The organism is Streptococcus sp. AS14 (assembly GCF_000286495.1).
Taxonomy (GTDB): Bacteria; Bacillota; Bacilli; order Lactobacillales; family Streptococcaceae; genus Streptococcus; species Streptococcus sanguinis_P.
In genome coordinates this window covers 105,481-131,781 of the sequence record NZ_ALKI01000012.1, presented here as the reverse complement: position 1 = coordinate 131,781, position 26,301 = coordinate 105,481, and the positions used below count along the sequence as shown (strand labels likewise).

At 44.4% G+C, this 26,301-nt stretch carries 25 protein-coding genes; 7 read left to right on the top strand and 18 right to left on the bottom strand.

The features are described 5' to 3' along the window. Positions 1-18 precede the first annotated feature (18 nt). Positions 19-582, top strand: a complete 564-nt coding sequence (locus tag HMPREF1150_RS06460) for an isoprenylcysteine carboxylmethyltransferase family protein (protein ID WP_009659797.1) — start codon at positions 19-21, stop codon at positions 580-582. A 67-nt stretch (positions 583-649) separates the two neighbouring features. Here HMPREF1150_RS06460 and HMPREF1150_RS06465 read toward each other — a convergent pair whose 3' ends face one another. The 9 genes from HMPREF1150_RS06465 to HMPREF1150_RS06505 form a co-directional block, all read right to left on the bottom strand. Then, on the bottom strand, positions 650-1,744 hold the full coding sequence (locus tag HMPREF1150_RS06465; protein WP_009659773.1) for a glycerol dehydrogenase: 1,095 nt from the start codon (positions 1,742-1,744) through the stop codon (positions 650-652). Between the two features lie 45 nt (positions 1,745-1,789). Continuing rightward, complete coding sequence (locus HMPREF1150_RS06470; protein ID WP_009659739.1) at positions 1,790-2,458, bottom strand: fructose-6-phosphate aldolase; 669 nt, start codon at positions 2,456-2,458, stop codon at positions 1,790-1,792. Positions 2,459-2,472: 14 nt separating this feature from the next. Next, positions 2,473-4,914, bottom strand: a complete 2,442-nt coding sequence (locus tag HMPREF1150_RS06475) for a glycyl radical protein (protein WP_009659748.1) — start codon at positions 4,912-4,914, stop codon at positions 2,473-2,475. Between the two features lie 168 nt (positions 4,915-5,082). Beyond that, the gene (locus HMPREF1150_RS06480) at positions 5,083-6,384 is read right to left on the bottom strand and encodes a PTS sugar transporter subunit IIC (protein ID WP_002898504.1); all 1,302 of its coding nucleotides are present in this window, start codon (positions 6,382-6,384) and stop codon (positions 5,083-5,085) included. 17 nt (positions 6,385-6,401) lie between these two features. Continuing rightward, a complete protein-coding gene (locus HMPREF1150_RS06485) occupies positions 6,402-6,713 on the bottom strand; it encodes a PTS sugar transporter subunit IIB (RefSeq protein WP_002896658.1) in 312 nt (103 codons plus the stop codon). 20 nt (positions 6,714-6,733) lie between these two features. Further along, complete coding sequence (locus tag HMPREF1150_RS06490) at positions 6,734-7,057, bottom strand: PTS lactose/cellobiose transporter subunit IIA (protein WP_002896659.1); 324 nt, start codon at positions 7,055-7,057, stop codon at positions 6,734-6,736. A 331-nt stretch (positions 7,058-7,388) separates the two neighbouring features. Then, positions 7,389-7,880 (bottom strand): hypothetical protein, encoded by a 492-nt coding sequence (locus HMPREF1150_RS06495; RefSeq protein WP_009659581.1) that lies wholly within the window; start codon positions 7,878-7,880, stop codon positions 7,389-7,391. A gap of 98 nt (positions 7,881-7,978) precedes the next feature. Then, complete coding sequence (locus HMPREF1150_RS06500) at positions 7,979-8,950, bottom strand: sugar-binding transcriptional regulator (RefSeq protein WP_009659768.1); 972 nt, start codon at positions 8,948-8,950, stop codon at positions 7,979-7,981. 16 nt (positions 8,951-8,966) lie between these two features. Continuing rightward, on the bottom strand, positions 8,967-9,710 hold the full coding sequence (locus HMPREF1150_RS06505; RefSeq protein ID WP_002916109.1) for a DeoR/GlpR family DNA-binding transcription regulator: 744 nt from the start codon (positions 9,708-9,710) through the stop codon (positions 8,967-8,969). A 124-nt stretch (positions 9,711-9,834) separates the two neighbouring features. Between HMPREF1150_RS06505 and HMPREF1150_RS06510 the strand changes: the two genes are divergently transcribed. Further along, complete coding sequence (locus tag HMPREF1150_RS06510) at positions 9,835-10,611, top strand: glycyl-radical enzyme activating protein (protein ID WP_009659670.1); 777 nt, start codon at positions 9,835-9,837, stop codon at positions 10,609-10,611. Between the two features lie 70 nt (positions 10,612-10,681). On the opposite strand, the gene HMPREF1150_RS06515 is transcribed toward HMPREF1150_RS06510, so the two are convergent. Continuing rightward, positions 10,682-11,551 (bottom strand): glycosyltransferase family 2 protein, encoded by an 870-nt coding sequence (locus tag HMPREF1150_RS06515; RefSeq protein ID WP_009659603.1) that lies wholly within the window; start codon positions 11,549-11,551, stop codon positions 10,682-10,684. A 210-nt stretch (positions 11,552-11,761) separates the two neighbouring features. Here HMPREF1150_RS06515 and HMPREF1150_RS06520 point away from each other — a divergent pair, with 210 nt between their 5' ends. Further along, complete coding sequence (locus HMPREF1150_RS06520; RefSeq protein ID WP_009659815.1) at positions 11,762-12,703, top strand: nuclease-related domain-containing protein; 942 nt, start codon at positions 11,762-11,764, stop codon at positions 12,701-12,703. A 79-nt stretch (positions 12,704-12,782) separates the two neighbouring features. Here HMPREF1150_RS06520 and HMPREF1150_RS06525 read toward each other — a convergent pair whose 3' ends face one another. The 6 genes from HMPREF1150_RS06525 to HMPREF1150_RS06550 all read right to left on the bottom strand — a co-directional run bounded on the left by HMPREF1150_RS06525 (position 12,783) and on the right by HMPREF1150_RS06550 (position 19,045). Continuing rightward, complete coding sequence (locus HMPREF1150_RS06525; RefSeq protein ID WP_009659607.1) at positions 12,783-14,198, bottom strand: LPXTG cell wall anchor domain-containing protein; 1,416 nt, start codon at positions 14,196-14,198, stop codon at positions 12,783-12,785. A gap of 118 nt (positions 14,199-14,316) precedes the next feature. After that, positions 14,317-15,246: an aldo/keto reductase family oxidoreductase gene (locus HMPREF1150_RS06530; RefSeq protein ID WP_009659663.1), complete on the bottom strand. Its 930-nt coding sequence runs from the start codon at positions 15,244-15,246 to the stop codon at positions 14,317-14,319. A gap of 9 nt (positions 15,247-15,255) precedes the next feature. Further along, positions 15,256-17,034 (bottom strand): beta-galactosidase family protein, encoded by a 1,779-nt coding sequence (locus tag HMPREF1150_RS06535; RefSeq protein WP_009659580.1) that lies wholly within the window; start codon positions 17,032-17,034, stop codon positions 15,256-15,258. Next, positions 17,035-18,396: a PTS sugar transporter subunit IIC gene (locus tag HMPREF1150_RS06540; RefSeq protein WP_002896670.1), complete on the bottom strand. Its 1,362-nt coding sequence runs from the start codon at positions 18,394-18,396 to the stop codon at positions 17,035-17,037. Between the two features lie 5 nt (positions 18,397-18,401). Then, positions 18,402-18,719 (bottom strand): PTS lactose/cellobiose transporter subunit IIA, encoded by a 318-nt coding sequence (locus HMPREF1150_RS06545; RefSeq protein WP_002898520.1) that lies wholly within the window; start codon positions 18,717-18,719, stop codon positions 18,402-18,404. A gap of 8 nt (positions 18,720-18,727) precedes the next feature. Continuing rightward, positions 18,728-19,045, bottom strand: coding sequence for a PTS sugar transporter subunit IIB (locus HMPREF1150_RS06550; RefSeq protein ID WP_004188921.1), 318 nt, complete (start codon positions 19,043-19,045; stop codon positions 18,728-18,730). Positions 19,046-19,249: 204 nt separating this feature from the next. Between HMPREF1150_RS06550 and HMPREF1150_RS06555 the strand changes: the two genes are divergently transcribed. Further along, on the top strand, positions 19,250-20,446 hold the full coding sequence (locus HMPREF1150_RS06555; RefSeq protein ID WP_009659626.1) for an ROK family protein: 1,197 nt from the start codon (positions 19,250-19,252) through the stop codon (positions 20,444-20,446). 88 nt (positions 20,447-20,534) lie between these two features. Here HMPREF1150_RS06555 and HMPREF1150_RS06560 read toward each other — a convergent pair whose 3' ends face one another. After that, positions 20,535-21,431, bottom strand: coding sequence for a PEP phosphonomutase (locus HMPREF1150_RS06560; protein ID WP_009659838.1), 897 nt, complete (start codon positions 21,429-21,431; stop codon positions 20,535-20,537). 232 nt (positions 21,432-21,663) lie between these two features. After that, positions 21,664-23,556 (bottom strand): M13 family metallopeptidase, encoded by a 1,893-nt coding sequence (locus HMPREF1150_RS06565; RefSeq protein ID WP_009659651.1) that lies wholly within the window; start codon positions 23,554-23,556, stop codon positions 21,664-21,666. A 149-nt stretch (positions 23,557-23,705) separates the two neighbouring features. Between HMPREF1150_RS06565 and HMPREF1150_RS06570 the strand changes: the two genes are divergently transcribed. From HMPREF1150_RS06570 to ssaB, 3 genes are read left to right on the top strand one after another with little or no spacing between them, the layout of a single operon-like run. Further along, positions 23,706-24,425 carry a metal ABC transporter ATP-binding protein gene (locus tag HMPREF1150_RS06570; RefSeq protein WP_009659796.1) on the top strand — a complete coding sequence of 240 codons (720 nt, stop codon included), beginning with the start codon at positions 23,706-23,708 and terminating at the stop codon, positions 24,423-24,425. Between the two features lies 1 nt (position 24,426). Then, positions 24,427-25,275, top strand: a complete 849-nt coding sequence (locus HMPREF1150_RS06575; protein WP_009659779.1) for a metal ABC transporter permease — start codon at positions 24,427-24,429, stop codon at positions 25,273-25,275. 19 nt (positions 25,276-25,294) lie between these two features. Further along, on the top strand, positions 25,295-26,224 hold the full coding sequence (gene ssaB, locus HMPREF1150_RS06580; protein WP_009659801.1) for a metal ABC transporter substrate-binding lipoprotein/adhesin SsaB: 930 nt from the start codon (positions 25,295-25,297) through the stop codon (positions 26,222-26,224). Positions 26,225-26,301 lie beyond the last annotated feature (77 nt).

The window sequence follows — 26,301 nt, the reverse complement described above, 5'->3', positions numbered from 1 at the left end:
CTGACCGGAGGAATAATCATGAATTTACAAACTATTTTCACTTATATTTTCTTTGTTATTTTTATTAGCACAGAAATGTGGATTAAAAATAAAACTAAGTCAAACAATGTAAACGACTCTGCAGATAAAGGGAGCCGCTACATCATTATCGGCAGTGTTATCAGCTGCTTATTTTTGATAAACGGACAATTTCTCGACTTTGTCCCCCACTTACCCAGCATCACTATCTATCTTGGAATCCTCATCTCTCTAGCAGGGTTCGCATTGCGGGTCTATGCAGTCAATTATCTCGGAAAAAACTTCACACTGGCCGTTCAAACAACCGATAGTCAACAATTAGTAGACCATGGCCCTTATTCTATTGTAAGAAATCCTGCCTATACTGGCAGTATCTTGTCTATCCTTGGCCTATCGATTACCTCATTAAATCCTCTTACAATCATTATCAGTCTTATTTTACTCATGTTAGGATATAGCATTCGACTTAGAGTAGAAGAAAAAGCTTTAGGCAATCACTTTGGGAAAAATTACGAAGCTTATTGCCAAAAGGTTAGATACCGAGTTTTTCCTTACATCTGGTAATCTCACCAAAAAACAAGCCACATTGTCAACCCTACGGTTGAAAGGTGGCTTGTTTTGTATTTTGCTTTTATTTATCCAAATCCCTGACATATTGGTCGACTGCTAGAATGGCACCTGCAATGTCAGAAGCTGAAATCTCAAATGGCATCTGATGGATGGTTTCGCCCTCAATCGTCGCTTGCTGACCAACTTTGAGCAAATCTTCATAGCTGGCATTTTCTAAATGCATTTCTTTCAGAGTTGTCGGCATACCAATCTTTTGATAGAAGCGGATATATTTTTCCAATTCTTCTTTAGGTCGGTTTTCTAAGAAGAGTTGGGTCAAGGTTCCATAGGCAACTTTTTCTCCGTGGGTCAGGTGATGAATATCGCCTGTGAGAGCTGTAAAGCCGTTGTGAATAGCATGGGCTGCCGCTAAACCGCCGCTCTCAAAGCCGACGCCGCTGAGAAGGGTATTGGCTTCAATGATATTTTCCAGAGCTGGGGTCACGACTTTTGCTTCACAGGCTGCGATAGCCTGCAGGCCATCTGCAAACAGTGTTTCTTCACACTTCTTCGCAATCGCCACACCAGCCAGACTCTGTCTTTGTCCCAACATGGTAGTGCCATTTTTTTGCTGGACAGCACGCGCCTCTACCCAAGTCGCTAAACCATCTGCAATCCCAGAAGCCAGAAGCCGTTTTGGCGCTCCAGCAATCACTTTCGTATCCACCAAGACGAGTTCAGGGTTTTTACTATAGAAAATATACTTTTCAAAGGCGCCATCTTCTGTATAGATAACAGAAAGTGCTGAGGTTGGGGCATCTGTAGAGGCAATGGTTGGCGCAATGACTACGGGACGTCCTAGTATGTCTGCAATCGCCTTCGCACTGTCAATGGTTTTTCCACCGCCTAGGCCAATAACTAAGTCTGCTCCGTCTTTTTCAGCCAGAGCAACGACCCGATCTATTTCAGCGTCAGAAGCTTCTCCATTGAAAGCGACATGCAGCACATGAAAACCATAACGAGTAAGGTAGTCATTGAACTTTTCCCCAACAATCTGGTAAACCATATCATCACAAAGCAAGACTGGATGGCTGCCTAACTGAAGAATCTGTTTTGCATTTTCAAACAGGGCATTTTCTCCCTGAATATAACGAGACGGGCTTGCAAAAATTCTCATAGAACACCTCTTTCTTTTTTATAGATAGAGCATTATATATGCCTTTCAAATGTATTCCTGATTGTGAATTGCTGACCAGTCAGCAGCAAAGTCATCTATTGCCTTAGCGATAGACGGCATGGCAAAGGCTGCTGCAAAGACATCAGGTCCTGCTGTAATGGCTTGGGCCCCATCAGCAAAAGCACGATTGATTTGGCCAACATTCTTAAAGGAAGCTGCCAATATTTTGCTGGCGGAATGATCCCGCTCAATCGCCTGAGCCAGCTGGCTAATTACAGCATCTGAATCAATATTGAGATTTTCCATGCGGTTATAGTAAGGAGCAAGGTAATCAGCCCCTGCTTCAATGGCTAATAGCCCTTGAAAGGTTGTATAAATAGCTGTCGCTGTAATCTTGCAGCCTTCTGGTTTAAGAGTTTTGATAGCTGCCAGCCCAGCCGGTGTAACCGGAACTTTAATGTAGACAGCATCGCCGCATTTTTTTCGAATTTCAGCAGCATCTTTCAAGATTCCCTCATAATCCTTGGCAACAACCTGCACATGGATAGATGGGCCTTCTCCTATGATTTCCCGAACGGCGCGAATCCGTTCAAAGAAATCTATTTTTCCTTCTTTTTTTGCGATGGTCGGATTGGAAGTCACTCCCGCCAAAGGGAGGACTTCCGACCATTTTTTTATCTCCTCTAAATTTAAGGTATCAAGCATGAATTCCATAAATTGGACCTCTTTTACAATGTGTGCTCCGTACGTCCAATAATATCATCTTGCGTCGCCTTGGAAAGCACATTGAAGAAAGCAGAGTAGCCTGCAACACGAACAATCAAATCGCGGTGTTTTTCAGGATGCTTCTGAGCATCAATCAATGTTTCCCGAGAAACGACATTGTATTGGATATGATAGCCATGCAGACGGTTAAAGAATGTACGAAGCAAGGCAATAAGTTTCACTTTATCTTCTTCCTTAGACAGGGTCTGAGGATTGACTTTTTGATTGAGCAGAACACCACCTACGATTTCGTCTGTCGGTAATTTGGAAACAGATTTCAATACGGAGGTTGGGCCGTTCTTGTCCATATTGTGGGATGGAGAGCAGCCTTCAGCGAGCGGTGTTCCGGCATTGCGGCCATCTGGTGTCGCCAAGGTACCGCGACCTTGACCTACATTGGCTGAAATAGAAGACGTTCCAGAGTAGCGGATACCGCCAATTGGACCGCGGCCATAACGGGTATTTGGATATTTAGCGATTTCATCCACATAAATATCATAAGCATCTGTCACTAGCTTATCTGCGTAATCATCATCATTACCATATTTTGGTGCATCATGAATCAGCATCTCTTGAATTTCTTTACCACGCTCACCTGCATAGTCCGTTTCAAGTGCATGCCAGAGTTCAGCCGGAGTCAGCCTGCCTTCCTCAAAGACCAGCTTTTTGATAGCTGCCAATGAGTCTGATAGATTGGCAATACCGACTTGAAGACCGGAAATATAGTCATAGACAGCTCCGCCCTCTTTCAAATGCTTACCGCGTCCGATACAGTCATCTGTCAAAGCTGAGCAGAGGATATCCGGCACTTCTCTTTCAAGAGACAGGTCGATAGAATTTTCCACGATGACACTCATGCGGGTCAAGTGGCGCAAGGTCTTGTCCCAAGCCGTTTGCAGCTCAGCAAAGCTCTTCATATCTTTAAAATGACCGAAGCTTGGTGCAAAGCGCTTACCAGATGCCGGATCAATTCCATCGTTCATAGTGATGAGGAGCACCTTAGGGAAGTTCATGTAGCTCATACCTGTACAACGGTAGCCCCATTTACCAGGCACAGCAGTTTCCACACAGCCGATAGCACTGTAGTCGTAAGCATCTTCTTCCAAAACGCCTTTTGCGATAAAGGACGGAATGATGATTTCATCATTATTGAAGGCCGGCATACCGAAACCAAGCTTCATGACTTCGATACACTCATTCATAAAGCGAGCATCTAAGCCTGCATGATAACGAACAGTCAGATTCGGCTGAGGAAGATGAGTTTGAGCTACAGATTTCAAGACAAGGTAGGAAAGCGGGTTGACTGCATCTCTCTTATCTCTCGTTTGGCCACCGATTGTCACATTTTGATAAAGGGGACTGCCCGCAGATGAGAATGTGTGGGCCTGGCTGCGCACTTTATTAATGGTAATCGTCTTAATCCAAAGATTGGTTAAGCGTTCCACAATACTAGCCTCTGTCTCACGTCCAGCTTCCAAATCTGCCTTGACATAAGGATACATGTACTGGTCAAAGCGTCCATAAGAGAGTGAATGTCCGTTGGACTCAATCTGAAGGATACACTGGATAAACCAAACAGACTGAACAGCTTCAGCAAAGGTTGATGCTGGCTCGTACGGCACTTTAGAACAGATTCTAGCGATTTCTAAGAGCTCTTGACGGCGCTTAGGCTCTGCTTTTTCAGCAAGCTGATTGGCCAAGGCCACAAAACGCTCCGCATAAGCTTTCACAGCATCTACTACGATGAAAATGGAATCATAGAAGTGGTATTTGTCAATACTAGCCGGATCGGTCAAATCCAAGGCTTCCTTAGCTGCGCGAGCTTTTTCTTCAAAACCTTTCAGTCCATAGGCCAAGAGTTTTTGATAGTTGACCGCCAAGTGGGCATCACCTGAGTTCATCTTTCCTTCCATGCCAAAGAAGCCAGTTTCCATATAAACCTGAACTTCCTCTGGAAGTAAAGCTCCAGCTCTCGCACGGAGGTTATTATTTTCCCAGAAAGGAGCGATGCTGCGGAGCTGCTCTTTGGTTTCCTCTGTAATGTAGAATACGTCTCCGTCCCGCTTCTCAAAAAGATCTAGTTCATTGAGTACAAACTCTAAAGTATACTCTGGGAAGATAGGCGCGTCTTTATTAGATGAAGCCTGATTGCCGACAATCATCGTTTCATCTTCGATATAAAGCGTCATATTTTCCAAAATCTCTTTAAGCATATAAGCACGTTTCAACACATTTGGTTTTTCCTTATGCTTATCATAGGCCTTAGTAGCTAGGACAGCACGCTCTGCATCAATATAGGGCTTTTTATTTAAAACATCTTCCCGATACTTATCCATCCGCTCTGTTAAGCTGCCAAAATAGTCTGTTTTTATTGTTGTTTTTTCTACTTCTTTTACTTGGATCATTTGGTCACGACCTTTCTTATGAAATTTAATTTATTTCTTTCGTAACTATTGTAACATGCAAAATCTTAGAATTCAATCATTTATAGGCGATTACTGAATTAAAGATTTTTTGCACATTTGTGCCATCTGAGCCAAGAAACTTTTGTGTTTTTATCCATCAAAATCAGATTATTCTTCATTTTTCAATTCGTTATTGTAGGCAATCTTATCCTGAAACTTCACAAATGGGAAATAGACAAAGGCAGACATAGCTAGAATGACAATTTGAATGACTGCCCCTTGCCAGCCAGCGACCATAAAGCCAGAAATGATAGCCGGTGTACTCCAAGGCAAAGTCACACCTGCGAATGGCTGCATAAAGCCGACCGCAATCGCCATGTAGACAATCAAAGCGGCTAGAACCGGTACCAAAACAAAGGGCAGAAACATGACCGGATTCATCACAATCGGAAAACCAAAGACAACTGGCTCATTGACATTAAAGATTGCCGGGAAAGCAGCAACTTTCCCCAGAGCCTTATACTGCTTAGACTTGGCAGCAAAGAGCATGGCCACGACTACTCCGAAAGTGATACCGGATCCCGATAAGATAAGAAAACTATCTAAGAACTGTTGGGTCACAATATGAGCGCCTTGACTGACAGACAGCTTATCTGCAGCAAGCAGGGCTTTATTGGCATCCAGATTTGATAACAGCAAGGCTGTTACGACACCATTGACAACGGACTGCCCATGGACGCCGAACCACCACAAGAAAGAAATGAAGAAAGCAATACCGATAGCTCCATACAGAGAGCCCGTCAGACCTTGCAAAGGCACCTGAATAACATCGTAAATCATCTCAATAAAGGTACCGCCACCAGTCGCTATCTTGGCAATAATGTAAACAAGCATTGACAGCAAGAAAATAACGAAAGCTGGAATCATGGCTTCAAACTGCTTGGCAATCGCTTGAGGAACCTGCTCTGGCATTTTGATGACAATATGCTTTTGAATGAAAATCGTATAGATACTGCCAACTGCCAGACCAATGAGAATGGCCCCAATGATTCCTTGTCCGCCAAACCAGACCTTGGCAATCGCATCTGCAATCGCCTCACCCTTTTCTGGTATGTAGGAGGATTTCAAGAGGATAAAGAAAGAAGAAAGAGACAGCACCCCTGCTGGCAGAGGCTCTACGCCGCTGTTCTTGGCATAGGAATAGCCGATTGAAAAACAAGAAATCAGCCCCATAATGGCAAAGGTTCCTGAATAAACCTGCATAAACGGTTCTGTCCAGTCTGCCCCAAACACACCAGCAATGGCTTGATTTAGACCTTCAAACGGTAATTGCCCTACAATCAAGAATAGGCTTCCCACAACTGTAAGGGGCAAAATTGCCAACATACCATCTTTTAAGGCGATAATCCCGCGCATATTGACAAACTTCATAATCGGCGCAATGATTTTTTGAGTATCCACTTTAGACATAACGAAGCTCCTTGATTTTAATGTTTATCCAACAAACTCAAAGCGAGGTTTAACACTTTTTCGCCATCTAGCATACCGTAATCAGCCATCGGAATAACTGCAATCGGAGTATGGCAGCTGTCGCAAATAGCTGTAGATTTGTCCAGAGTATAAGCTACCTGCGGGCCCAATAAAGCGACATCCAGATCCGCTGCATAATCAGCCAACTTAGCCTGAGAGTAGGCTTCAATCTCAGCTTCCAGCCCTTTTTCAGCTGCAGCTATTTTCATATTGTTGACCAACATTCCTGTTGAAAAACCTGCCGCGCAAAACAAACCAATCTTAACCATCTTTTCATCCTCCTGATGATTTATTTTTCCCCTTGTAATTCTCTTCTCAAGTCGATGATTTCTTTGATGAGGTTAATCTCTGTAATGCTAGTCATCAAATGATCTTGAGAATGAACAAACAGTGCTGTAATCTCTGTTTTCGTTCCTCCAGCTTCCTGAGCTAGGAACTTGGTCTGCAAGTTATGGGCCTCTAACAGCGCCTTATCTGCCAGCTCAATCTGCTCATCGCATTCTGAAAACTTACCATCTTTAGCTAGTGATAAAGCTTGATAAATATGCTGCTTGGCATCACCAGCGTCTAAGATAAGACCCATGATAATTTGATCTGCTACAATCATTTCCATATGTTACAATCGCTCCTATCTTTATGATTAACAAAAACTTGTTCTTTTGTTTGAAAGTGATTTATTTTTGTTTGTAACTAGAATGTATCATCTTTATCTCAGTCCGTCAATATATTATAGAACAAATTAGCTTATTTAAATTATTTTGGCACATTTGTGCAGAATAAAAACTCCCCCCATAAAGGACAGTTCTGTACAGCTGTATTCATCTGCGATTCAAAGGCACTCTATTAGATAAGAACGATAAGCAGATTCGGCACAAAAAAGAAGCAGCGGCTATTTGCTTCTACTTCCTCATATATGCTATTTTAAGAAACCGAAACTTATCTTTTTATACGGCCTTCTCAATTTCCTTTGCTATTTTACTTTTCCGCAATTTCCTCTGGAGGATGTATTTCAATAAAACAGCAGGATTCAGACTGTAGGATAATTGCCATTTAAAATAATTCATCCACTCGATGACAGCAAAAAACCAAATTGCTAAAGAGATTATGGATGTGGGAAATTCACTGTAATTTAAAATAATTATCAGGGCCCCTACACCTAGTAAAATAAGGTCTAAGATCTTTAGTATTCTGTAAATCTTTCCTGTATATCTTTCAGCAAATCCTGGATCGGAAATCCTTTTTATCAAAATCCACCAGAAAACAGAGCCCTGTATCAGAATAAAACTCAGAACAAACAAGGAGAAAGAAATAGAAATCAAAGCTCCAGTAGTAAGAATCCATTTTTTGAGAAGGAAAAAATTCATCCAAAATACTAGCACAGCGACTAGCTCCCCTGTGGCTAAACTAGTCAATTTTCGTTTCATTAACTTTTTCAAATCAACAACCCACCTCCATATATAAGTGCTAATCACTATTAAAAATGGGATCCTAAATTACGTCTTGGAAATCTCTTGCACATGAGATTCCACTGACATCAAGAAGTGAAGAAACTCCTATCTCCATCCAAGTCTAGCATTTTCAAAATAGTCGCTTCATCTGTCACCAAATGATTAACATAGCCAGCTCGCAACACTGCTAAGATGGCAGCAGACTTTTGACTGCCATAGGCAAAGGCTAGGCTAAGCGGCACTTTTTTCAAATTTTCCAAAGAGATGGCAATCACTCTATTTTGCAAATGCTGGTAGACCATCTCCCCTTTTTTATTAAAGAAGCGACAGCAGATTTCTCCAACAGCATCCTGACTCTCTAGAGCAAAAAAATCCTCCGAGGTCAGCATGTCCAGCCATTGGCGATTTCCCGTGTCAACCTGCCCTCCAATACCAACCACAGCCACATCCAGCTCCTGCCAGCTGCTTTTCAGATCTTCAAAATATTTAGAAGCCAATATTCCATTTGTCAGTTGCTCATTCTCCTGAATAATTGTGGAATTCATAAAACGGCAGTCCCCATGGTATTTTCCAGCCATGCTATAGATGAGGGTGTTCACATGGTAGCGTGCATGGATATGACTCGGTCCACCTGCCAAAGGAAAGAAATGGACATTTGTCAAATGCTTGCTGCTGGAGTGCTCTACTAAAAGGCTCAAGCTCTTTCCCCAAGAAAATCCCACTTTATCATTGTCTTTAATCAGGCTGCGTAGTATACCCGCAGCAGCTTGAGCCAACCTCTCTTCCAAGTCTGCTGGAGATTCATCTACTAAATTACTGACAATTTCGATTCCCTTGAGCCCGTATTTTTCTTTTACATAGTTTTCCAAATGGAACAAGCGGGTATCAAAGTCTTCAATCTCAATCTTTACAATGCCCTCTTTTTTCGCTTCTGCCAGCATTCGGCTGATAGTGGTACGATAAATCCCTGTCTCAGCCGCAATGTCAGACTGGCTTCTTTCTTCGATATAGTAGAGATAAGCAATTTTTGCCAATAGTTTTTTTCTTTCATTTTTCATCTTATCTCCTTCTCTGCTAGATCAGAGTCAGCTTGATATCGGCAGCTTTCAAGCGCTCAACAGCCTCTTTAGGAATCGCCTTGTCAGTCACCACTTGAGCAATCTGCTTGAAGCCGAATCTCTTAACTATTCCTTTTCTGGTAAACTTACTTGAGTCCGTCAAGACAATCATCTGGTCAGATGCCTCTGACATATACTGAACAACCTCACTCCGCATCAGATCCTTGCCTGTAAAGCCTAGATTTTCATCATAGCCATCTGTTCCGACAAAGGCATGTTCTACGTGGAAAAAGCGGATCATTTCCTTGAGAAGAGGCCCTACTGTCACTTGAGAATCTTTCTGAAATTCTCCGCCCAGTAAGATAATTTTACAAGAATCAGTTTGTTTTATATAATCCGCAATAAAATAAGAATTGGTAATAATCTTGACATTCTTCTTCGTTCGGCAGATTTCCTCAGCTAGCAAGGCGCAGGTCGAGCCTGATTCGATCATAATGGTTTCATTATCCTGAACAATTTTTGCTGCTTCCTGAGCAATTCGGCGCTTGGTATCATAATGAAAGGAAAGCCTGACATTCAGATCATCGCCGCTATTTAAAACAGCATAGCCATGCTCTCTGCGCAACAGACCTTTGGTTTCCAGCTTATCCAAGTCTTTGCGAATCGTTACTTTGGACACTTTTAAGCGGTCAGACAAAGTATTGACATCGATTCGTTCAAATTCAGATACTAATTTAACAATTTCATCTAAACGTTCCATTCTATCACCTCTGCTATTATTGTAACAAAAGACGTCTTAAAAATAAAATAAAAATAACTTTCATTCGTAATTGTTTTTCTTTCTAAAATAAGTTATAATGATTGTATCCAAAGGAGGCCTGAGTATGGAAACAACAAGAGGAATTATTTTCAACATCCAACATTTCAGTATTCATGATGGACCAGGGATTCGTACAACGGTTTTCCTCAAGGGCTGTCCTCTGCGTTGCCCTTGGTGCTCTAATCCAGAATCACAGCAATTCAGACCCGAGCCTATGCTGGATGCCACTACCAAAAAAAGCATCACTATGGGGGAGGAAAGAAGTGTCGAGGAGATTATCAACGAAGTCCTAAAGGACAGAGATTTTTATGAAGAATCTGGCGGCGGCCTAACCTTATCTGGCGGAGAGATTTTCGCCCAGTTTGAATTTGCCAAGGCCCTTCTCAAAGCGGCTAAGGAAAAAGGGATTCATACCGCTATTGAAACAACTGCCTTTGTAGAACACGAAAAATTCGTGGATCTCATCCAGTACGTTGATTTTATTTATACCGACCTGAAGCATTATAACTCTGTCAACCACCGCAAGGTGACTGGAGTAAAAAACGAATTGATTGTTCAGAATATCCACTACGCCTTTACTCATCAAAAGACGATTGTTCTGCGCATTCCAGTCATTCCAGATTTTAATGACTCTTTAGAAGATGCAGAGCGGTTTGCGACTTTGTTTAATGAACTATCCATCGATCAAGTCCAGCTGCTGCCTTTCCATCAATTTGGCGAAAATAAATACAAATTACTCGGCCGAAAGTATGCCATGGAAGATGTCAAGGCCTTGCACCCTGAAGACTTATTTGAATACCAAGATGTCTTTTTGAAGCATGACATTAATTGTTATTTTTAGTCTTTAATTTTCAAACACTAAAAAACAAGCTACGCTTTCAGCCCTATTGTTGAAAGGTAGCTTGTTTTATTTATTCTCCAAATAGTTGGAGTTTACTTTCAATTTCCTGATAGACCCGACTGGACTGCATACCGACAGCTGCAGCGCTGTCGCGACAATACTGGAGCAGGAAAGTGTAGTATTTGTAGTAGAAGCTCAGGTCATAGCCCAGCTTACCCAAAATGGCTAGCTGCTCCTCAAAACCTATAATCAAGTCTCGGAACCACTGCTCATTCCAAGTCATGGAGATGCTATTTGGCCGCAAGCGATAGTAATAGAGCGGTTCATTGAGGTAGATAATCTTTTCTGACTGAAGGTAAAGCTTATAAGTCGTGAAGGCATCTTCAGCCACTCGGCCCACTGGATAGCGCACTGTATCAAAGAGCTCACGCTTATAGAGCTTGGCCCAGGCACAGAGAAAGACACCGTCCAGCATGCGCCGTCTAGGATACTCCTCGATTATCTCTTCTCGCGTATAGAGGGTTTCAAAATGCTCTGTCGAATAGTAGAGGAAGGCTGAATCCTCTGCACGGAAACTACAGTGGTGACCAATGGCAATATCCGCATCGTACTCTTTCAGCTTTTCATAAAGGCGGGCAACATGTTGCTCAGGCAGCCAGTCATCCGAATCCACAAAAATCAAATAGTCTGCACTAGAGTGCTCAATCCCTGTGTTGCGGGCACCGGACAAGCCTTGATTTTCCTGATGAATAAGACGAATCCTCGAATCCTGATCAGCCAGCTCTTGGCAAATCTGGCCAGAAGCATCTGTTGAACCATCATTGACTAGAATAATTTCCAGATTTTGATAGGTCTGACGACAGACGCTGTTCACACATTCTGCTAAATACTGTTCAACATTGTAAACAGGGATGATAACACTGATTAATTCCTGAGACATGATAACTCCTATTCTTTTCCTGTCTTTTTATTATACATGATTTTTTAGGTTTGTGAGGTATTTTTGGAAAATAAGTTTTTAAAGGATAGCTTTCTATTTTTAGACATATTTTAATCTATTGTTCAATTGCTGTGTTTTTACACTTATAAAAATCTTCCGTCCTTTATTTTGTGCTATACTCGAATTAGGGATTTTAAGGGAGATTAGGAAATGTTTGGATTCTTTTTCGTTGCATTTGTGGCTGTCTTTGGCATCGTCTTTTTTATCAGTTATAAGCTGCTCGAAGACCGAGAAGATATGGACTCGGATTGGTCGTCCAGCCAAAGCCCAGAGCCTGACTATTTCCAGCAAACCCAGACTGCCCCTTGGGAACTCAAATACAACAAGGGAAAACAGGGAGAGTACCAGCTTGGTCAGGTCTTGAACCAACTCTATGGCTACAAAAAGATTTTGTACAATCTCTATATCTTCAAAGAAGATGGCACTACCACTGAGATTGATGCCCTGCTGATTCATCCATCTGGGATTTACATTTTTGAGTCCAAAAACTACAAGGGCTGGATCTTCGGATCAGAAAATCAACAATACTGGACTCAGGTTCTTTCTGGAGGCCGCGGAAAATCCTACAAACATTCTTTTTTCAATCCCATTATTCAAAATAAAGTCCATCTCAAATGGCTCAGCTATTATCTCAACCAATACACGCCAAATCTATATTCCTATATCGTCTTTAGCAATGACTGTCAGCTTAAGGAAATCCATCTGAACAGTGACAGGCATAAGGTTATTCAGACCTGGCAAGTGATAGGGGCAATTGACCGGCAGGCCTGCCAAAGTCCAGTCTGCCTGTCTCCCGAGCAGATTGACGACCTCTATCGTATGCTGCTACCTTTGACCAAGCGAAAGCAGGTTATCAAAGAGCGCCATATTAACAGCATTGCTCAGAATAAACAGCGTAGAGAAGCAGAAAAGATCTGCCCTCGCTGCCAGCATGGATTGGTGCTCCGTATAGCAGCCAAAGGTTCTAAGGCCGGTCAGCAATTTTGGGGCTGCTCCAACTTCCCAAGATGCCGCTTTACTCAAAAATACCAAGAGCCTGTCTGCAGTCCGCCCGCTGCGCAAGCATCTAATTTTGAACATCCTGTCATGTAAAACCTAAGCCAAACACAAAGCAACAGCTAGAAACTGCTGTTGCTTTTTTGTAGATTATTTTTCCTCTAGCTTGCAAAACCTAAGATTTTTTCTTCAGGCCAAGGAAGCCAGCACCCAGCCCTAAGAGCCCGAATCCAAGCAAATTGGCCAATAGACTGCTTTGGCTGCCGGTCTTAGGTAGTTGTTTGGAAGAAGCTTGCTCAAGAGTTGGCTGTTGAGACGCTGCTTGAGGATCCGTCTGGCCGCTTGCTTTGTAGGTCAGATTTTCTACCTGGCTACCCATTGGAGCAAGCCTTGCAGGGGTTGCCTGCTGGGCTTGATTTTGAGAGGCTTGCTCCATATCGGCCAACGGCACGATACTCTTCATAAATACATCTTGTGAAATGGCCCTTTCTTCGACTGCATCTTGAATACCAGTAAGACTGACAAAATAGTAACGCGCCCAATCCTTGGTCAGTCGCTGAATACCAGCCAGACCAGCTCCTGGATACCAGAGCGGCTTACTCACTTCCTCAGCAAACTTCCAGTCACCGCCAACTTGAATACCCAGCTTTGCATCCGGGTCAGATTTTTCAGAAATACGAGCTTCTACGGAAACTAAAACAGCCCGAATGGTTTGAGGATTCGGAATATCACGGGCCTGATCAGAACCCCAGTGGGCAACCCGATCCTGCTTAGGTAATACCTCAATAGCTGTTCCCCCACCAGCCAAGGCTTCCTGCCGTGCATCTCCTACGTAGCTGGACATATTGCCCTTGAATTGAGCAACCCATTGAACCCCTTGAGGGTGATCCACAATTTTCTCCCAAACATTGGAGTCCTTCCGAAGGACGAAAGCCTGCATGTTACGAATATCCGCCCAAGCATTGCTGGCCTTATTGTCCGTCATTTCCATCACAACACCCCAAGGATCAAATTCGTTCATCCATTTGCCGCGTTCCTTGTCAAAGACAGCCTTCGCTTCTTCGTCAGTCATCCCTTCGCCTTTATAAGCTAGGTAGTACCAATCAGCTGCTGGGTCATAAGTCGGACGGCCGCCTAACACGACAGCTCCGCCATTAAATTGGCCAGGACCGCCATTAGGACCGCGCTTTTGACGCTCCCCATTTTCTTCAACGACATTTTCCTCCGACCAAACCCAGACATCCCCTTGATTGGCTCCCATCTGAGCAATGGCGCGCTGCTTCTGCTCATCGGACATGACCTGACTGGCTGGCAACTCGCTAGCGGCTGTAGCCGATTCGACCTGATTTGCAGGAGCTGCTTGGGGTTCAGCCACAGCTGGATTTTCAGCCTCAGGACTTGCTTGGGCTGCTGGAGAAGCTGGCGTTTCAGCTACTGCGGCGGGGGCAGGCGCAACATCTTCTGCTTCAACTCTTGAGACGCACGTCAAAGCTGCTAAGGACAAGAGGGAAGCACATAGCAGCAAGCCGCTTCCATACTTGGCAGTAGAAGCAGATTTTGCTAGGACTTGCCAACAAAACTTATTATTCATATCATTCTCCTTTCATAAGGTACAGAATCTAGCTTAATCAATGAAACAAGCAGACCGATTCACTGCTCTTAGCCTTCATTGATTCTGAATAACAAATAATCTCCCTGCAAAAACAAGCTTAGGGCAGAGGATTCCCCGTACTCTTGTAAATCTTATACCAGTCAGCCCGAGAGAGCTCAATATCAAAAGCAGCTACCATTGAGCGAATTCGCTGTGGATTCATGGAGCCAACAATCGGCTGCATTTGTGCCGGATGACGCAAAATCCAAGCGAGAACTAAGGCTTCAAAAGAAACTTTATAGTCTGATGCAAAGGCATGCAGAGTTTCTGTAAGCTGAGCATATTTAGGATGCTCCATAAAAAGTCCCTGGTTCAAGTCGACCTGAAATGGTGACCAAGGCTGAATCGTGATATGATGCAATCGACAATAGTCCAGCACACTACCGTCCCGAACGATTGCTAAAGGATTGAGCATATTGGCATTGAGCCCAGCATCCAACATCGGAGTATGGGCTGGACCAAACTGCAGTTGGTTGGCAATCAAGGGCTGTTCCACACTCTTCTGCAGTAGCTCGATCTGATAAGGATTTTGATTGCTGACTCCGAAATAACGGACCTTCCCAGCTTGGTGCAGCTGTGAGAAAGCTTCAGCCACCTCTTCCGGCTCCACAAGAGCATCTGGCCGGTGCAGGAGGAGCACATCCAGATAGTCTGTCTGCAAACGCTCCAAGCTGCCTTCAACCGAGCTGATGATATAATCCTTAGAAAAGTCAAAATGGTAGTTGGTGTGAACATCCCGCAGTCCGCACTTGGACTGGATGAGAACTCGGTCCCGGGGAATCTTAGCCGAGCGAAGAGCCTGCGCAAACTTGGCTTCAGACTGGCCACCAGCATAAACATCTGAGTGGTCAAAGAAATTAATTCCCACTTCTAATGCCGTTTCAAGAACGGAAACGACCTCTTCAGGAGCATGCTCTGCCAGACGCATACAGCCCAAAACCAGCTGACTGGCTCCTTCCAGTTCATTTCCGACTGTCATATATTTCATCGCAACACCTCATTTCTTATAGACTGGATGGTCAAGCAAGGTCAACTCTTCAATCTTGACATTTTCAGTTTCAAAGACGATAAATTCATTCTTTTCCTTAAGCAGGCCAGACGGCACATAGAGATAGTGAATCGGCCCTTCATTCCAGTAGCGGCCTAGGTTGAAGCCGTTGACCGAAATACAGCCCTTCCCATACTTAGAGCAGTCGATGAAGGTATCAGCGATATCATCCAACTCTGCTTCAAAGCGATAGAAGGTCGGTGCTTTGACTTTTTCCGGTGGATCTGAGTAGCAGTCTAACTTGGCCAGCATTTCCTGGTCAAACTTAAGCGCATAATGCTTCCAGCCCTTGCGGAACTGGTGGTTAATCATGATACCCCCCTTGACTCCCTTGGATTGACTGGGTGCGCCTAGCTTGTAACCATAGTTGACACGTCCCATATTTTCCACCAACACATCAATCTGAATCCGCTCGGTATCAGCTGAGAAGAGCATCTCATCACCGATTTCTTCCCGATACTGGGTAGCTAGGTGCTCCTGATTGACATAGAAATGGCAGCGGTCATGAGTCTCCAATGCCTTGAGCCTTTCCTCATGGTATTGATTTTTGATATCAGAACGGTAGAGAATATAGCCATGATTCTGCCCAATCTGCTCCATAGGCTGCGGATAATCCAGCAGAATTTCCTCTGTGATATCCGCTGCCACATCCAGCAGATTTGCAGTACCAAGCAGTGGAAAACTGCCATAGGCCTTGGCTTGTCGGCTAATCGGCTCCATCTGCTCAAGCTCGGGAAAGACCTCGTGGGTCACCCGCTGAACAGCGTAGTATTTCTCGGTCGGCTGTCCCCACTCAGTAATAGGAGCGTCAAAATCATAGGAGGTAATCTGCGGCAAATCCTTGGTCTTGCGGGCCGAACAGCCGCTGATAAAACCAAAATTGGTCCCACCTCTCAGTAGAAAGAGGTTCATACTGCCCAACTGCAGCATTTCTTTGACATCCTGGGCCAAATCTTCTGCCTCTCGCCGAACGATTTCCTCGCTCCAGCGGCTGAACCAGCCATCCCAAAACTCAGTACACATAAGAGGCCATTTCTTGCCATAGCGCTCCATGAAAGATCGTAGATTGTCTGTATTTTCCTTGGGTTGGGAGCCAAAATTCCCCGTCACAAAAATATCATCCTCAATCAAAGTTCCAGACTCCAAAGCCTCTATCCATGTCCCGTCAGAGGTAAAGAGGGGAACCGTAACGCCACGTACCTTCATCATCTGCGCAATGCTGCGCATGTAAGCCTTGTCCTCGGCGTAAGAACCGTATTCATTTTCCACCTGCATCATGAGGATAGGGCCGCCTTGATCACTCTGATAGGGCAGAAGCTTAGGAAAGAGCCAGTCATAAAAATGACTGACCTTTTCCAGAAACAGCGGATGATTGACCCGCAGGCGCATCGAAGGATATCTCAAGAGCCAAGCCGGCAGGCCGCCAAAGTCAAACTCTGCACAGATATAAGGCGTCGGCCGGACAATGAGATAAAGCCCCATCTCCTCAACCAACTTGAAGTATGCTTCAAAATCCAGCATGCCCTCTGCCTGAAACTGACCTTCCTGAGGCTCATGTAATGCCCAAGGAATATAGGTCTCTACCGTATTAAAGCCCAGGGCTTTGAGATTGTAAAGGGTATCTCGCCACTGGTCTGGATGAAGCCGGAAATACTGAATAGCTCCCGATAAAATCTTAAAAGGCTGGCCATCCAGGTAAAATTCTTCTTTAATTTCAAATTTTGCCATCTATCCAAGCTCCTCCTGTTTATCTGCCATCTTGACAAAGGGCAGATATATAGCGGTCGAAATAGCGATGTTAACTAGCGAAAGAATAATTGCCCGCCAGTCAAAGGCTGTCGCAAAGAAACCGTAGAGAATCGGCGGCATGACCCAAGTAACGTTTTGAGTAACCGGCGCAACCAAGCCCATAGAGGTTGCAAAGTAGGCTACTGTCACCATGACCATTGGCGTCAGGACGTATGGAATAAACATAATTGGATTCAAAACGATTGGCAGGCCGTACATGACTGGCTCACCGATGTTGAAGACCATTGGGAAAATTCCTAACTTGGCCACTTCGCGATAGTGCTTGTTCCGAGATTGCCAGAGAATGGCAATGGCAACCCCAATCGCATCAAACCAGACAAAAGCACCGAAAGAATTATCCGTCCACATGTAAGGAATCGCATGCCCAGCCTGATAAGCTTCCAGATTGGCCAGCATGGTCACACCAAAGAGACTGGCCATAACCGGCGCCAGCACATTACCACCGTGCAGGCCGAAGAACCAGAAAATCTTATTGAGAAAGACAATGAGTAGCACAGCCCAGAAGCTTTGAGACAAGCTGAGAAGCGGTGCCTGAAGAATCTTGTAAATCCAGTCAATCAACAGCTCGCCTGTCACCAGATTAAAGAGGTAGGTCGCAATTCCCACGACATACATGGCAATCGCAGCCGGAATGATAGACAGGAACGGCTTCATGATAGCTGGCGGAACAGAATCTGGCAGTTTAATCGTCCAGTTACGATTCATGACCTTACAAAAGATGATAACAGATACAAAACCAATCAGAATGGCAGTAAAGTAACCACGCGCACTGATTTGATCACCTGGAATGACACTGTTAATCGTCACAGACAGGTTACTGCCGTCAAGTTTTAGCTCTGGAAGTTTTGAAATTGCCTTACTCAGCCCTGGTGTTTTGCCAGCCAACTCAAAGGTTTTAGTAACTGATCCACCAATGGTAATGATATAGGAAGCAACTGCTACCAGACCAGCAGATACCTTATCAGTATTGTAAATCTTAGCGATATTGACCCCGAAAGTAAAGAGGAACAAGAGAGTAACGATAGGAATACTGCCCTTAAATACCAGCCAGTTAATATCAATCAGCCACTGGAAGGTAGATGAAATCCAGGTCCAGCCGAACTGTCCTGGCAAGTCAGATAGAAAGGCATTTACCATGAGGGCGAAAGAGCCCGTCATAATCACAGGCATGGTTCCAATAAAGGAATCCCGCAGGGCAACCAGAAATTTTTGGTTACCGATTTTATTGGCAATAGGCATGAGACGCGCTTGCCATTTATCAACCAAACTACTCATCTGCATTTCTCCTATTCATCAAATTTTTTATGCAAATCAACAATCTCCTTTGCCAAATCAACAAAGGCGATACTGGTCATGAGATGATCCTGCCCATGCACCATAAATAAACTAAGTTCTGTCTTTTCTCCTTGCGCCTCCTTGCTCAGCATTTCAGCTTGAGCGTGATGGGCTTGCAGCAGGGCCTTCTGAGCCTGACTCAGCCTCTCCTGCGCCCGGTCAAAGTCCTGCTTTTTAGCTGCTGCAATGGCTTCGATAGCACAAGACTTGGCCTCTCCGCCATACATAATGAGGGTCATAGCGACCTCTAAGGAATCTTTATTTTCCATAGGAGTACCTACTTCATGAGCGACTCTGCCAGATCCAGAACCTTATCCCCCTTCATCATGCCGTAGTCCGTCATAGGAATGACATCGACCGGAATGCCTTTTGAAGCTAATTTTTCCTGTAAATCCTCCAACAGATAGCGGACCTGAGGTCCCAGCAACAGGACATCAACCTTTTTCTCGCTTAGATAGTCTTCTGCTTCTGACACTGGCACCGCAAATATCGTCGCAGCCAAGCCTCGCTCCTCTGCAGCTTTCTGCATTTTATTGACCATGAGACTGGTGCTCATCCCAGCCGCACAGACTAACATAATTTGTTTTGTTTCCATCGGCATCCTCCTTTATGAATCTGACCTAGCCTGCAACGACGCTTGCTATTTATTTTCAATATATAAACAAAAATCCAAAAAAAGAATATTTTTCACTATGTTATTAATATTCTATAAACATTATAACTATTTTTTTGTACTATGTCAACGCTTACATTTGAGATTTATAGCTTTTTTTGATAGTATAGCAGCAGAGGAAACAAGATGACACGAACTAGAAAACAAAACGAGCTAAGAGCAACTGTTCTGGATCAGCTCTATGCCAAACGACCGATTTCTCGGATTGATATTTCAAAAGAAACTAAGATTACACCAGCCACGACCGGCAGCATCATCAATGAACTAATCAAGGAAGGCTTGGTACTGGAGCTGGGCGAGCTCAATGACGAGAGCGTAGGCCGCAAGAAAACCCTGCTAGATATTGCGCCTCGTAGCCGCTACTATCTAGGCTTTGAGATTTCTGAAAAACAGCTGGCTATGGTCATCGCTGATAATACCGGTGAGATTGTAGAAAGTAGCATTCGGACTTATCAGGTTGAGGTGACAGGCGGCCCGTCTGACCAGGAAATTATCCGGCTGATTCAAGATTTTCTGAAAAAGAATAGCAAATACTCCATCTCAGCGATTGCCCTCGGACTACCGGGACATGTGAATCTCTCTCAAAGTGATTTTATCATTTCTAAAAACCCCCACTGGGGACAGATTAACCTGCGGACTATTCAAGAAGCCTTTGACCTCCCTGTCTACTTCGCCAATAAGTCCCACTGTTTGACAATGGCTGAACGCCTCTTTAGCTATCATCCGACAGACAGTAATTTTATCGTCTATCATGTCGCCAGAGGTATTCATTGCTCTTACATGTACAAGGGTAGCATTTACAGTCAGGAAAATTATCTTATCGGAGAGGTGGGGCATACTGTTATCAATCCTGAAGGCGAGCGCTGTCCTTGCGGCAAGCACGGCTGCTTGCAGGTTTATGCCAGCGAAAGCGCTCTGATTGATAAAGCAGCTATCCTGTATCAGGCTTCCCAGACCTCGCTCTTAAAGACCCTTGTAGAGGACGTCAATAACATTGATTTGACAAGTCTGATGACCGCCTATCGCTTAGGAGACTTAGGCAGCATTGAGTTGATTCATACTGCCTGCCGCTACCTGGCCATTTCCATTTCCAATCTCTGCCAGCTTATTGATAGCGAAAGGATTTATCTGGACGGCCAAATATTCTCCTATCCGATTATTGCCGAGCAGGTCCTGGCTCAGTTAGAGCAGGAAGTGCCTCTCTTTCCAAAGCAAAAACAAGCAGAGATTGTCATTATCCCCTACTCTAAATACAGCATTGCCCGCTCTGCAGTCAGCCTCTGTGTCTATCATGAATTTTTAGATAAAAAAGGAAACCTATAAAGGCCGAGACAAGAATCTCGGTCTTTTTTTTACAAAAAAAGAGACAGGCTTTCTAGGAGCTTCCCCCTAAAAAGTCTATCTCATTTTACTATCTATTAATCGAACGTGAAATCATGGAAATGGTGTGGCGCTGTCCTCTGAGAGCCTTGCTCATGGCAAAGATATTTTCAACCGGAGCCAGACAGCCATAGCCGGAATCTCCGATATGCTGGATATCTACACCGCAGATTTTGTTACAGATAGCCATTTGCTTGACAATATCTTCATCAGCACTCTCTTGGCTGGTACCGATCGCACTCATAACCAGAGCCCCCTTTTGATGGGCCAGTCGGACAATCTGCTTCAAGTCCTGCTCATCAAAGCCTGGCACACTGCCGACTGCCGGTGCTAGGACAATATCAACACCCGCTTCGATAAATTGAGCGATTGCTTCCAGGTCTGCTACCGGCTCATCCACACCTGAAGCATGCATTTTGCCTGCAATCAACAGGCCTGAAAAATTCTCCTTGACCACTCGAATAGTGTCGATAATGGCCTGATTGGTGACACCAGTCCCTGGATTACCTGTCAGACAGATAAAGTCAACGCCCAGCTCTTCTGCTCGCTGAATGGTCGCTAGACTAGCCTGACGCCCCTCATCGATAATCAGGCGTTCTCCTGCCATCTGGGCCTGACTGTCCACCGGTTCCAGATTGATACCGATAGGACGACCCACCAAGCGGTGCAGCTCCTCAACAAAATCTTCCTTGGCATCCAGACCAGCTACAAAAGGCTGGAAGATATCAATCCCATTCAGCAAAATCAAGTCAGCACCAAAAGACCGAGCAATCTCTGCATTGGTCACATCACCGATATAAGATTCTTTAAAAGCTACGTTTTCAGACAGGATAACGCGGCCCTCACTGGCCTTGATGCTCTGTTTCAGCTCCGGCGCAGTCATACTTAAAATTTCTGAAGCATTTGAACTAATGAATCGTTTTACCATAAGAATATCTCTTTTCTTTATTATTCATTAATAAACACTTTGAAATCTATTCTATTTGGATATTTTGTTTGTTTTTTGTTATCAAATACAGTATAGCACAAGGTCATAGAAATGTAAACGCTTTATATTTTCTTTGACAAAATAGTCTGCTTTCACAAACAAAAGCAGACTATTGAAATGCACTCGATTATTTTTGAACTGAGCAAGATGCGATAAGCGTCTTATCTCTGCATCACCAGATGACCACCCGTTCTTCTGGGCTCCGCCACATGCCGTCTCCTTCTTGAACATCAAAGGTCGTAAAGAAGTCGTCAAAGTTTGGCAGCTGAACATTCGTCCGAAGCTTAGCCGGCGCATGGACATCGACGCTTGCCAGGAGCTTCATATACTCTTCGCGTCCCTTCATTCGCCAGATGCGGGCAAAGTTGGTAAAGAATTCCTCTGCAGAGAAATCAGCTTCTTTCTTGGCCGCTTCTAGGGCTGCTGCAATGCCACCCAGATCAGCCACGTTTTCTGAAACAGTCAGCTTGCCATTGACCTTAGCACCATAGGAATCCTGACCTTCGAACTGATCAATGACCTTTTGAGTCCGTTCGGTGAAGGCTTGGTAGTCGTGCTCCGTCCACCAATTGTTAAGACTGCCATTTTCATCAAAGGAAGCGCCATTGGTATCAAAAGCATGAGAAATCTCATGGGCGATGACCGCTCCGATACCACCGTAATTAGCTGAAGAAGATTGGTGCAGATCATAGAAAGGCGCCTGCAGGATAGCCGCTGGAAAGACAATCAGGTTTTTCTGCGGATTATAGTAGGCATTGACCATATGGGCTGGCATTCCCCATTCCTTGTAATCCACTGGTTTATTCCACTTGCTCCAGCTGTACGCAATATCAATCTGGCTCAGCTTCTGAGCATTTTCAAAGAGTGTCAGCTTTTCATCCACGATCTTGCGAGAATAACGCTCAGGCAACTCGTCTGGATAACCAATATAAGGCTTGATGACATTAAGTTTGACAATGGCCTTGTCACGAGTTTCTGGTGTCAGCCAGTCATTCTGGGCCAGGCGGTTTTTGTAAACTTCAATCATCGTCGCCACTTTCTGCTCCACATCAGCCTTGGCTTCTGGTGAGAACTTTTGACCAGCATACCAAAGACCGACAGCTTGATTAAAGGGACCTTGGGCCAGGTAAAAGGCTGCTTTTTTCTTGTCCTGAGCCTGAGGAGTCCCTGATAGAGCACGATGATAAGCTCCTGCCAAGACACGGATATCATCCGTTAGATAAGGGGTTGTATTGCGGACCGCAGAGAGAATCAGCAGAGCATGGAGTTTGTCCCAGTTAGCGGCTGTATAGATATCCTTAGCTGCTTTCCAGAAGCGTTCCTCAGGAACAATAACTTGGTCGGGTTCTTGACCGATCAACTTGGTGAAAATATCCGCCAAAGGCAACTCCGGCACCAAGGCTTTGAAATCTTCCCACTTATAAGGATGGTAGAGCTTAGCATACTCAGAGCTTTCTTCACTAGACAGAACATACTGAGCAAAGACAGCATCCAGCTCCAAGACTTTATCCAAAAGGTCCTTGATTTCCTCTTCTGCAAAGTCAAATTTTGCCAGCAAATCTTCCTGTGTCTTGCGCCATTTTGCAAGGAGATCCGCCTTCTGCGGATGGTCCTCAGCATAGTAGGTCGTGTCTGGCAAAATCGTTCCCGGTCCGTCTGCCCAGAGAACATTGATTCGGGCATCCATAAAGTCAGGCGCCACACCAAAGGGGAAATAAGTCGGCTTGCCAGCCAGCTCAAAATCAGCAATCTTAGAAGCATATTCTTCAAAAGATGTTAGGTTGCGAATTTCATCAATGTAAGCACGCGCAGGCTCAATCCCAGCCGCTTCCCGCTTGTCATAATCCGCTGCCAAGCGGTGGTAAGCAATAAAGTTCTGCAGAATTGCATTTTCTGGCACTCCATCGCCAGCCAGCCATTTGTCGGTCGTTGCAAGCATAAGATCTTCAATCTCATCTGCTAGATCCATGAAGCCGCCCGTCACTGGCTTATCATCAGGAATGACCGCCGTCTTGGCCCACTCACCATTAACTGCATCATAAAAATCATCTTGTAGTCGTGTCATCTTCTTCTCGCTTTCATGCTTTTGATATAACCTTATCAAAATCTACTTGTTTTTTCAAACGTTTCTTATATTAATTTTAGAAATTTGTTGAAAATTAACTTGACTTAATTTTTATTTTAATGTATATTAATCTCATAGAGGTGTATGAGATGATTACGATTAAAGATTTGACTGTCAGCTATCAGGATACGCTGGCTCTTGAGCCCCTTTCATTAACCATTAAGGAGCCAACTATTACTGGGATTATCGGTCCTAACGGAGCCGGAAAATCCACCCTGCTCAAGGGCATGCTAGGGATTATTGACCACCAAGGCCAGACTCTGCTGGATCAAAAGCCGCTGCAGAACTCTCTCCAGCGCGTCGCCTATGTAGAGCAAAAGATTAATATTGATTATCATTTCCCTATCAAAGTCAAAGAGTGTGTCTCTTTGGGACTTTACCCGCAGCTCAAACTCTTTCAAGGGCTAAAGAATTCCCATTGGGACAAGGTGGCTGAGGCATTGAAAATTGTCGGTTTAGCAGACTTGGCGGAGCGGCAGATTAGCCAGCTATCCGGCGGGCAATTCCAGCGGGTCTTGATCGCTCGCTGCTTGGTTCAAGAGGCGGATTGTATCTTTTTGGACGAGCCTTTCGTCGGGATTGACTCTGTCAGTGAAGAGATTATCATGGCGACTTTGCGCAGTCTCAAAGCCGCAGGCAAGATTATTCTGATTGTCCATCATGACCTGAGCAAGGTTGTTGATTATTTCGACCAAGTTATCCTGCTCAATCGTAAGCTGATTGCCTTTGGTCCTACCGAGACCAGCTTTACCAAGGACAATATGAAAAAGACTTACGGCTCCCAGCTCTTTATGAATGGAGGTGCCTAGAATGATTTTAGAATTTTTCCAAGGGCTGCGGGACTTTCACTTCCTGCAAAATGCCCTCATTACAGCCATCGTCATTGGGATTGTTGCTGGAGCTGTCGGCTGCTTTATCATTCTGCGCGGCATGTCGCTCATGGGGGATGCTATCTCTCATGCGGTTCTGCCCGGTGTGGCCCTGTCCTACATTTTAGGGATTAATTTCTTTATCGGAGCCATCACCTTCGGACTTTTGGCCTCGATTATTATCACCTACATCAAGGGCAATTCCATTATCAAAAGCGATACGGCCATTGGGATTACCTTTTCATCCTTCCTAGCTCTGGGTGTGATCCTAATCGGCGTTGCCAATAGCTCCACTGACCTCTTTCATATTCTCTTCGGGAATATCTTGGCTGTTCAGGATATTGATATGTGGATTAGTATTGGAGTCGGAATAGCTGTGCTCTTAATCATCACCCTCTTTTTCAAACAGCTATTGATTACTTCCTTTGACCCCTTGCTGGCTCAAGCAATGGGTATGCCAGTCAGCTTCTATCACTATCTGCTGATGATTCTCTTGACCTTGGTCTCTGTGACAGCTATGCAGAGCGTGGGAACCATTCTGATTGTCGCTCTCTTGATAACGCCGGCAGCAACGGCCTACCTCTATGCCAACAGTCTGAAAACTATGATTCTGCTGTCCTCGGGTTTGGGAGCTCTGGCTTCTGTGCTGGGACTCTTTATCGGCTATAGCTTTAATGTCGCTGCAGGATCCAGCATTGTCCTGACCTCGGCCCTCATCTTTCTCATCTCTTTCTTTATTGCCCCTAAGCAACGCTATTTAAAACTTAAAAACCAACCTAAACTAAAATAAAATTTAATGGAGGAATCCCATGAAAAAATTAGGTTTTTTATCCCTGCTTTTGCTAGCAGTCTGCACTCTCTTTGCCTGCTCCGATCAGAAGAACGCGTCCAGTGACTCGTCCAAGCTCAAGGTTGTTGCGACCAACTCAATTATCGCTGATATTACCAAAAATATAGCTGGCGATAAGATTGATCTGCACAGCATTGTACCAGTCGGCAAAGATCCCCATGAATATGAGCCCCTGCCTGAAGATGTCAAAAAGACTTCTCAAGCGGATCTCATCTTCTACAACGGTATCAATCTGGAAACTGGCGGTAATGCTTGGTTTACCAAGTTGGTCAAAAATGCCAATAAGGAAGAAAACAAGGACTACTATGCTGTCAGCGATGGCGTTGACGTCATTTACCTTGAAGGTCAAAGTGAAAAGGGTAAGGAAGACCCCCATGCTTGGCTCAACTTGGAAAACGGCATTATCTATGCGCAAAACATTGCCAAGCGTTTGATTGAAAAAGACCCTGACAATAAGGCTACTTACGAGAAAAATCTTAAAGCCTATGTGGAAAAGCTAACCGCTTTGGATAAGGAGGCCAAGGAGAAATTCAACAATATCCCAGAAGAAAAGAAAATGATTGTGACCAGCGAAGGCTGCTTCAAGTACTTCTCTAAGGCCTACAACGTGCCGTCGGCCTACATCTGGGAAATCAACACAGAAGAAGAAGGAACTCCAGACCAAATCAAAAGCTTAGTTGAAAAACTACGCAAGACAAAAGTGCCGTCTCTCTTTGTCGAATCAAGTGTGGACGACCGTCCGATGAAGACTGTTTCTAAAGACACCAACATCCCAATCCACGCTAAAATCTTCACGGACTCAATCGCTGATGAAGGCGAAGAAGGCGACAGCTACTACAGCATGATGAAATACAATCTAGATAAAATTTCTGAAGGCTTGGCAAAATAATGATAAAAGGTTAGGAAGACAAAATCCTAACCTCTTTATTTTTGGAGAAGGAGCTTCACATGGAGTCAATTTCAAAT

Bases quoted from the DNA above. Each gene is read 5' to 3' on its own strand.
- HMPREF1150_RS06460 (WP_009659797.1), top strand. From the start codon at position 19: ATGAATTTACAAACTATTTTCACTTATATTTTCTTTGTTATTTTTATT.
- HMPREF1150_RS06465 (WP_009659773.1), bottom strand. From the start codon at position 1,744: ATGAGAATTTTTGCAAGCCCGTCTCGTTATATTCAGGGAGAAAATGCC.
- HMPREF1150_RS06470 (WP_009659739.1), bottom strand. From the start codon at position 2,458: ATGGAATTCATGCTTGATACCTTAAATTTAGAGGAGATAAAAAAATGG.
- HMPREF1150_RS06475 (WP_009659748.1), bottom strand. From the start codon at position 4,914: ATGATCCAAGTAAAAGAAGTAGAAAAAACAACAATAAAAACAGACTAT.
- HMPREF1150_RS06480 (WP_002898504.1), bottom strand. From the start codon at position 6,384: ATGTCTAAAGTGGATACTCAAAAAATCATTGCGCCGATTATGAAGTTT.
- HMPREF1150_RS06485 (WP_002896658.1), bottom strand. From the start codon at position 6,713: ATGGTTAAGATTGGTTTGTTTTGCGCGGCAGGTTTTTCAACAGGAATG.
- HMPREF1150_RS06490 (WP_002896659.1), bottom strand. From the start codon at position 7,057: ATGGAAATGATTGTAGCAGATCAAATTATCATGGGTCTTATCTTAGAC.
- HMPREF1150_RS06500 (WP_009659768.1), bottom strand. From the start codon at position 8,950: ATGAAAAATGAAAGAAAAAAACTATTGGCAAAAATTGCTTATCTCTAC.
- HMPREF1150_RS06505 (WP_002916109.1), bottom strand. From the start codon at position 9,710: ATGGAACGTTTAGATGAAATTGTTAAATTAGTATCTGAATTTGAACGA.
- HMPREF1150_RS06510 (WP_009659670.1), top strand. From the start codon at position 9,835: ATGGAAACAACAAGAGGAATTATTTTCAACATCCAACATTTCAGTATT.
- HMPREF1150_RS06515 (WP_009659603.1), bottom strand. From the start codon at position 11,551: ATGTCTCAGGAATTAATCAGTGTTATCATCCCTGTTTACAATGTTGAA.
- HMPREF1150_RS06520 (WP_009659815.1), top strand. From the start codon at position 11,762: ATGTTTGGATTCTTTTTCGTTGCATTTGTGGCTGTCTTTGGCATCGTC.
- HMPREF1150_RS06525 (WP_009659607.1), bottom strand. From the start codon at position 14,198: ATGAATAATAAGTTTTGTTGGCAAGTCCTAGCAAAATCTGCTTCTACT.
- HMPREF1150_RS06530 (WP_009659663.1), bottom strand. From the start codon at position 15,246: ATGAAATATATGACAGTCGGAAATGAACTGGAAGGAGCCAGTCAGCTG.
- HMPREF1150_RS06535 (WP_009659580.1), bottom strand. From the start codon at position 17,034: ATGGCAAAATTTGAAATTAAAGAAGAATTTTACCTGGATGGCCAGCCT.
- HMPREF1150_RS06540 (WP_002896670.1), bottom strand. From the start codon at position 18,396: ATGCAGATGAGTAGTTTGGTTGATAAATGGCAAGCGCGTCTCATGCCT.
- HMPREF1150_RS06545 (WP_002898520.1), bottom strand. From the start codon at position 18,719: ATGGAAAATAAAGATTCCTTAGAGGTCGCTATGACCCTCATTATGTAT.
- HMPREF1150_RS06550 (WP_004188921.1), bottom strand. From the start codon at position 19,045: ATGGAAACAAAACAAATTATGTTAGTCTGTGCGGCTGGGATGAGCACC.
- HMPREF1150_RS06555 (WP_009659626.1), top strand. From the start codon at position 19,250: ATGACACGAACTAGAAAACAAAACGAGCTAAGAGCAACTGTTCTGGAT.
- HMPREF1150_RS06560 (WP_009659838.1), bottom strand. From the start codon at position 21,431: ATGGTAAAACGATTCATTAGTTCAAATGCTTCAGAAATTTTAAGTATG.
- HMPREF1150_RS06565 (WP_009659651.1), bottom strand. From the start codon at position 23,556: ATGACACGACTACAAGATGATTTTTATGATGCAGTTAATGGTGAGTGG.
- HMPREF1150_RS06570 (WP_009659796.1), top strand. From the start codon at position 23,706: ATGATTACGATTAAAGATTTGACTGTCAGCTATCAGGATACGCTGGCT.
- HMPREF1150_RS06575 (WP_009659779.1), top strand. From the start codon at position 24,427: ATGATTTTAGAATTTTTCCAAGGGCTGCGGGACTTTCACTTCCTGCAA.
- ssaB (WP_009659801.1), top strand. From the start codon at position 25,295: ATGAAAAAATTAGGTTTTTTATCCCTGCTTTTGCTAGCAGTCTGCACT.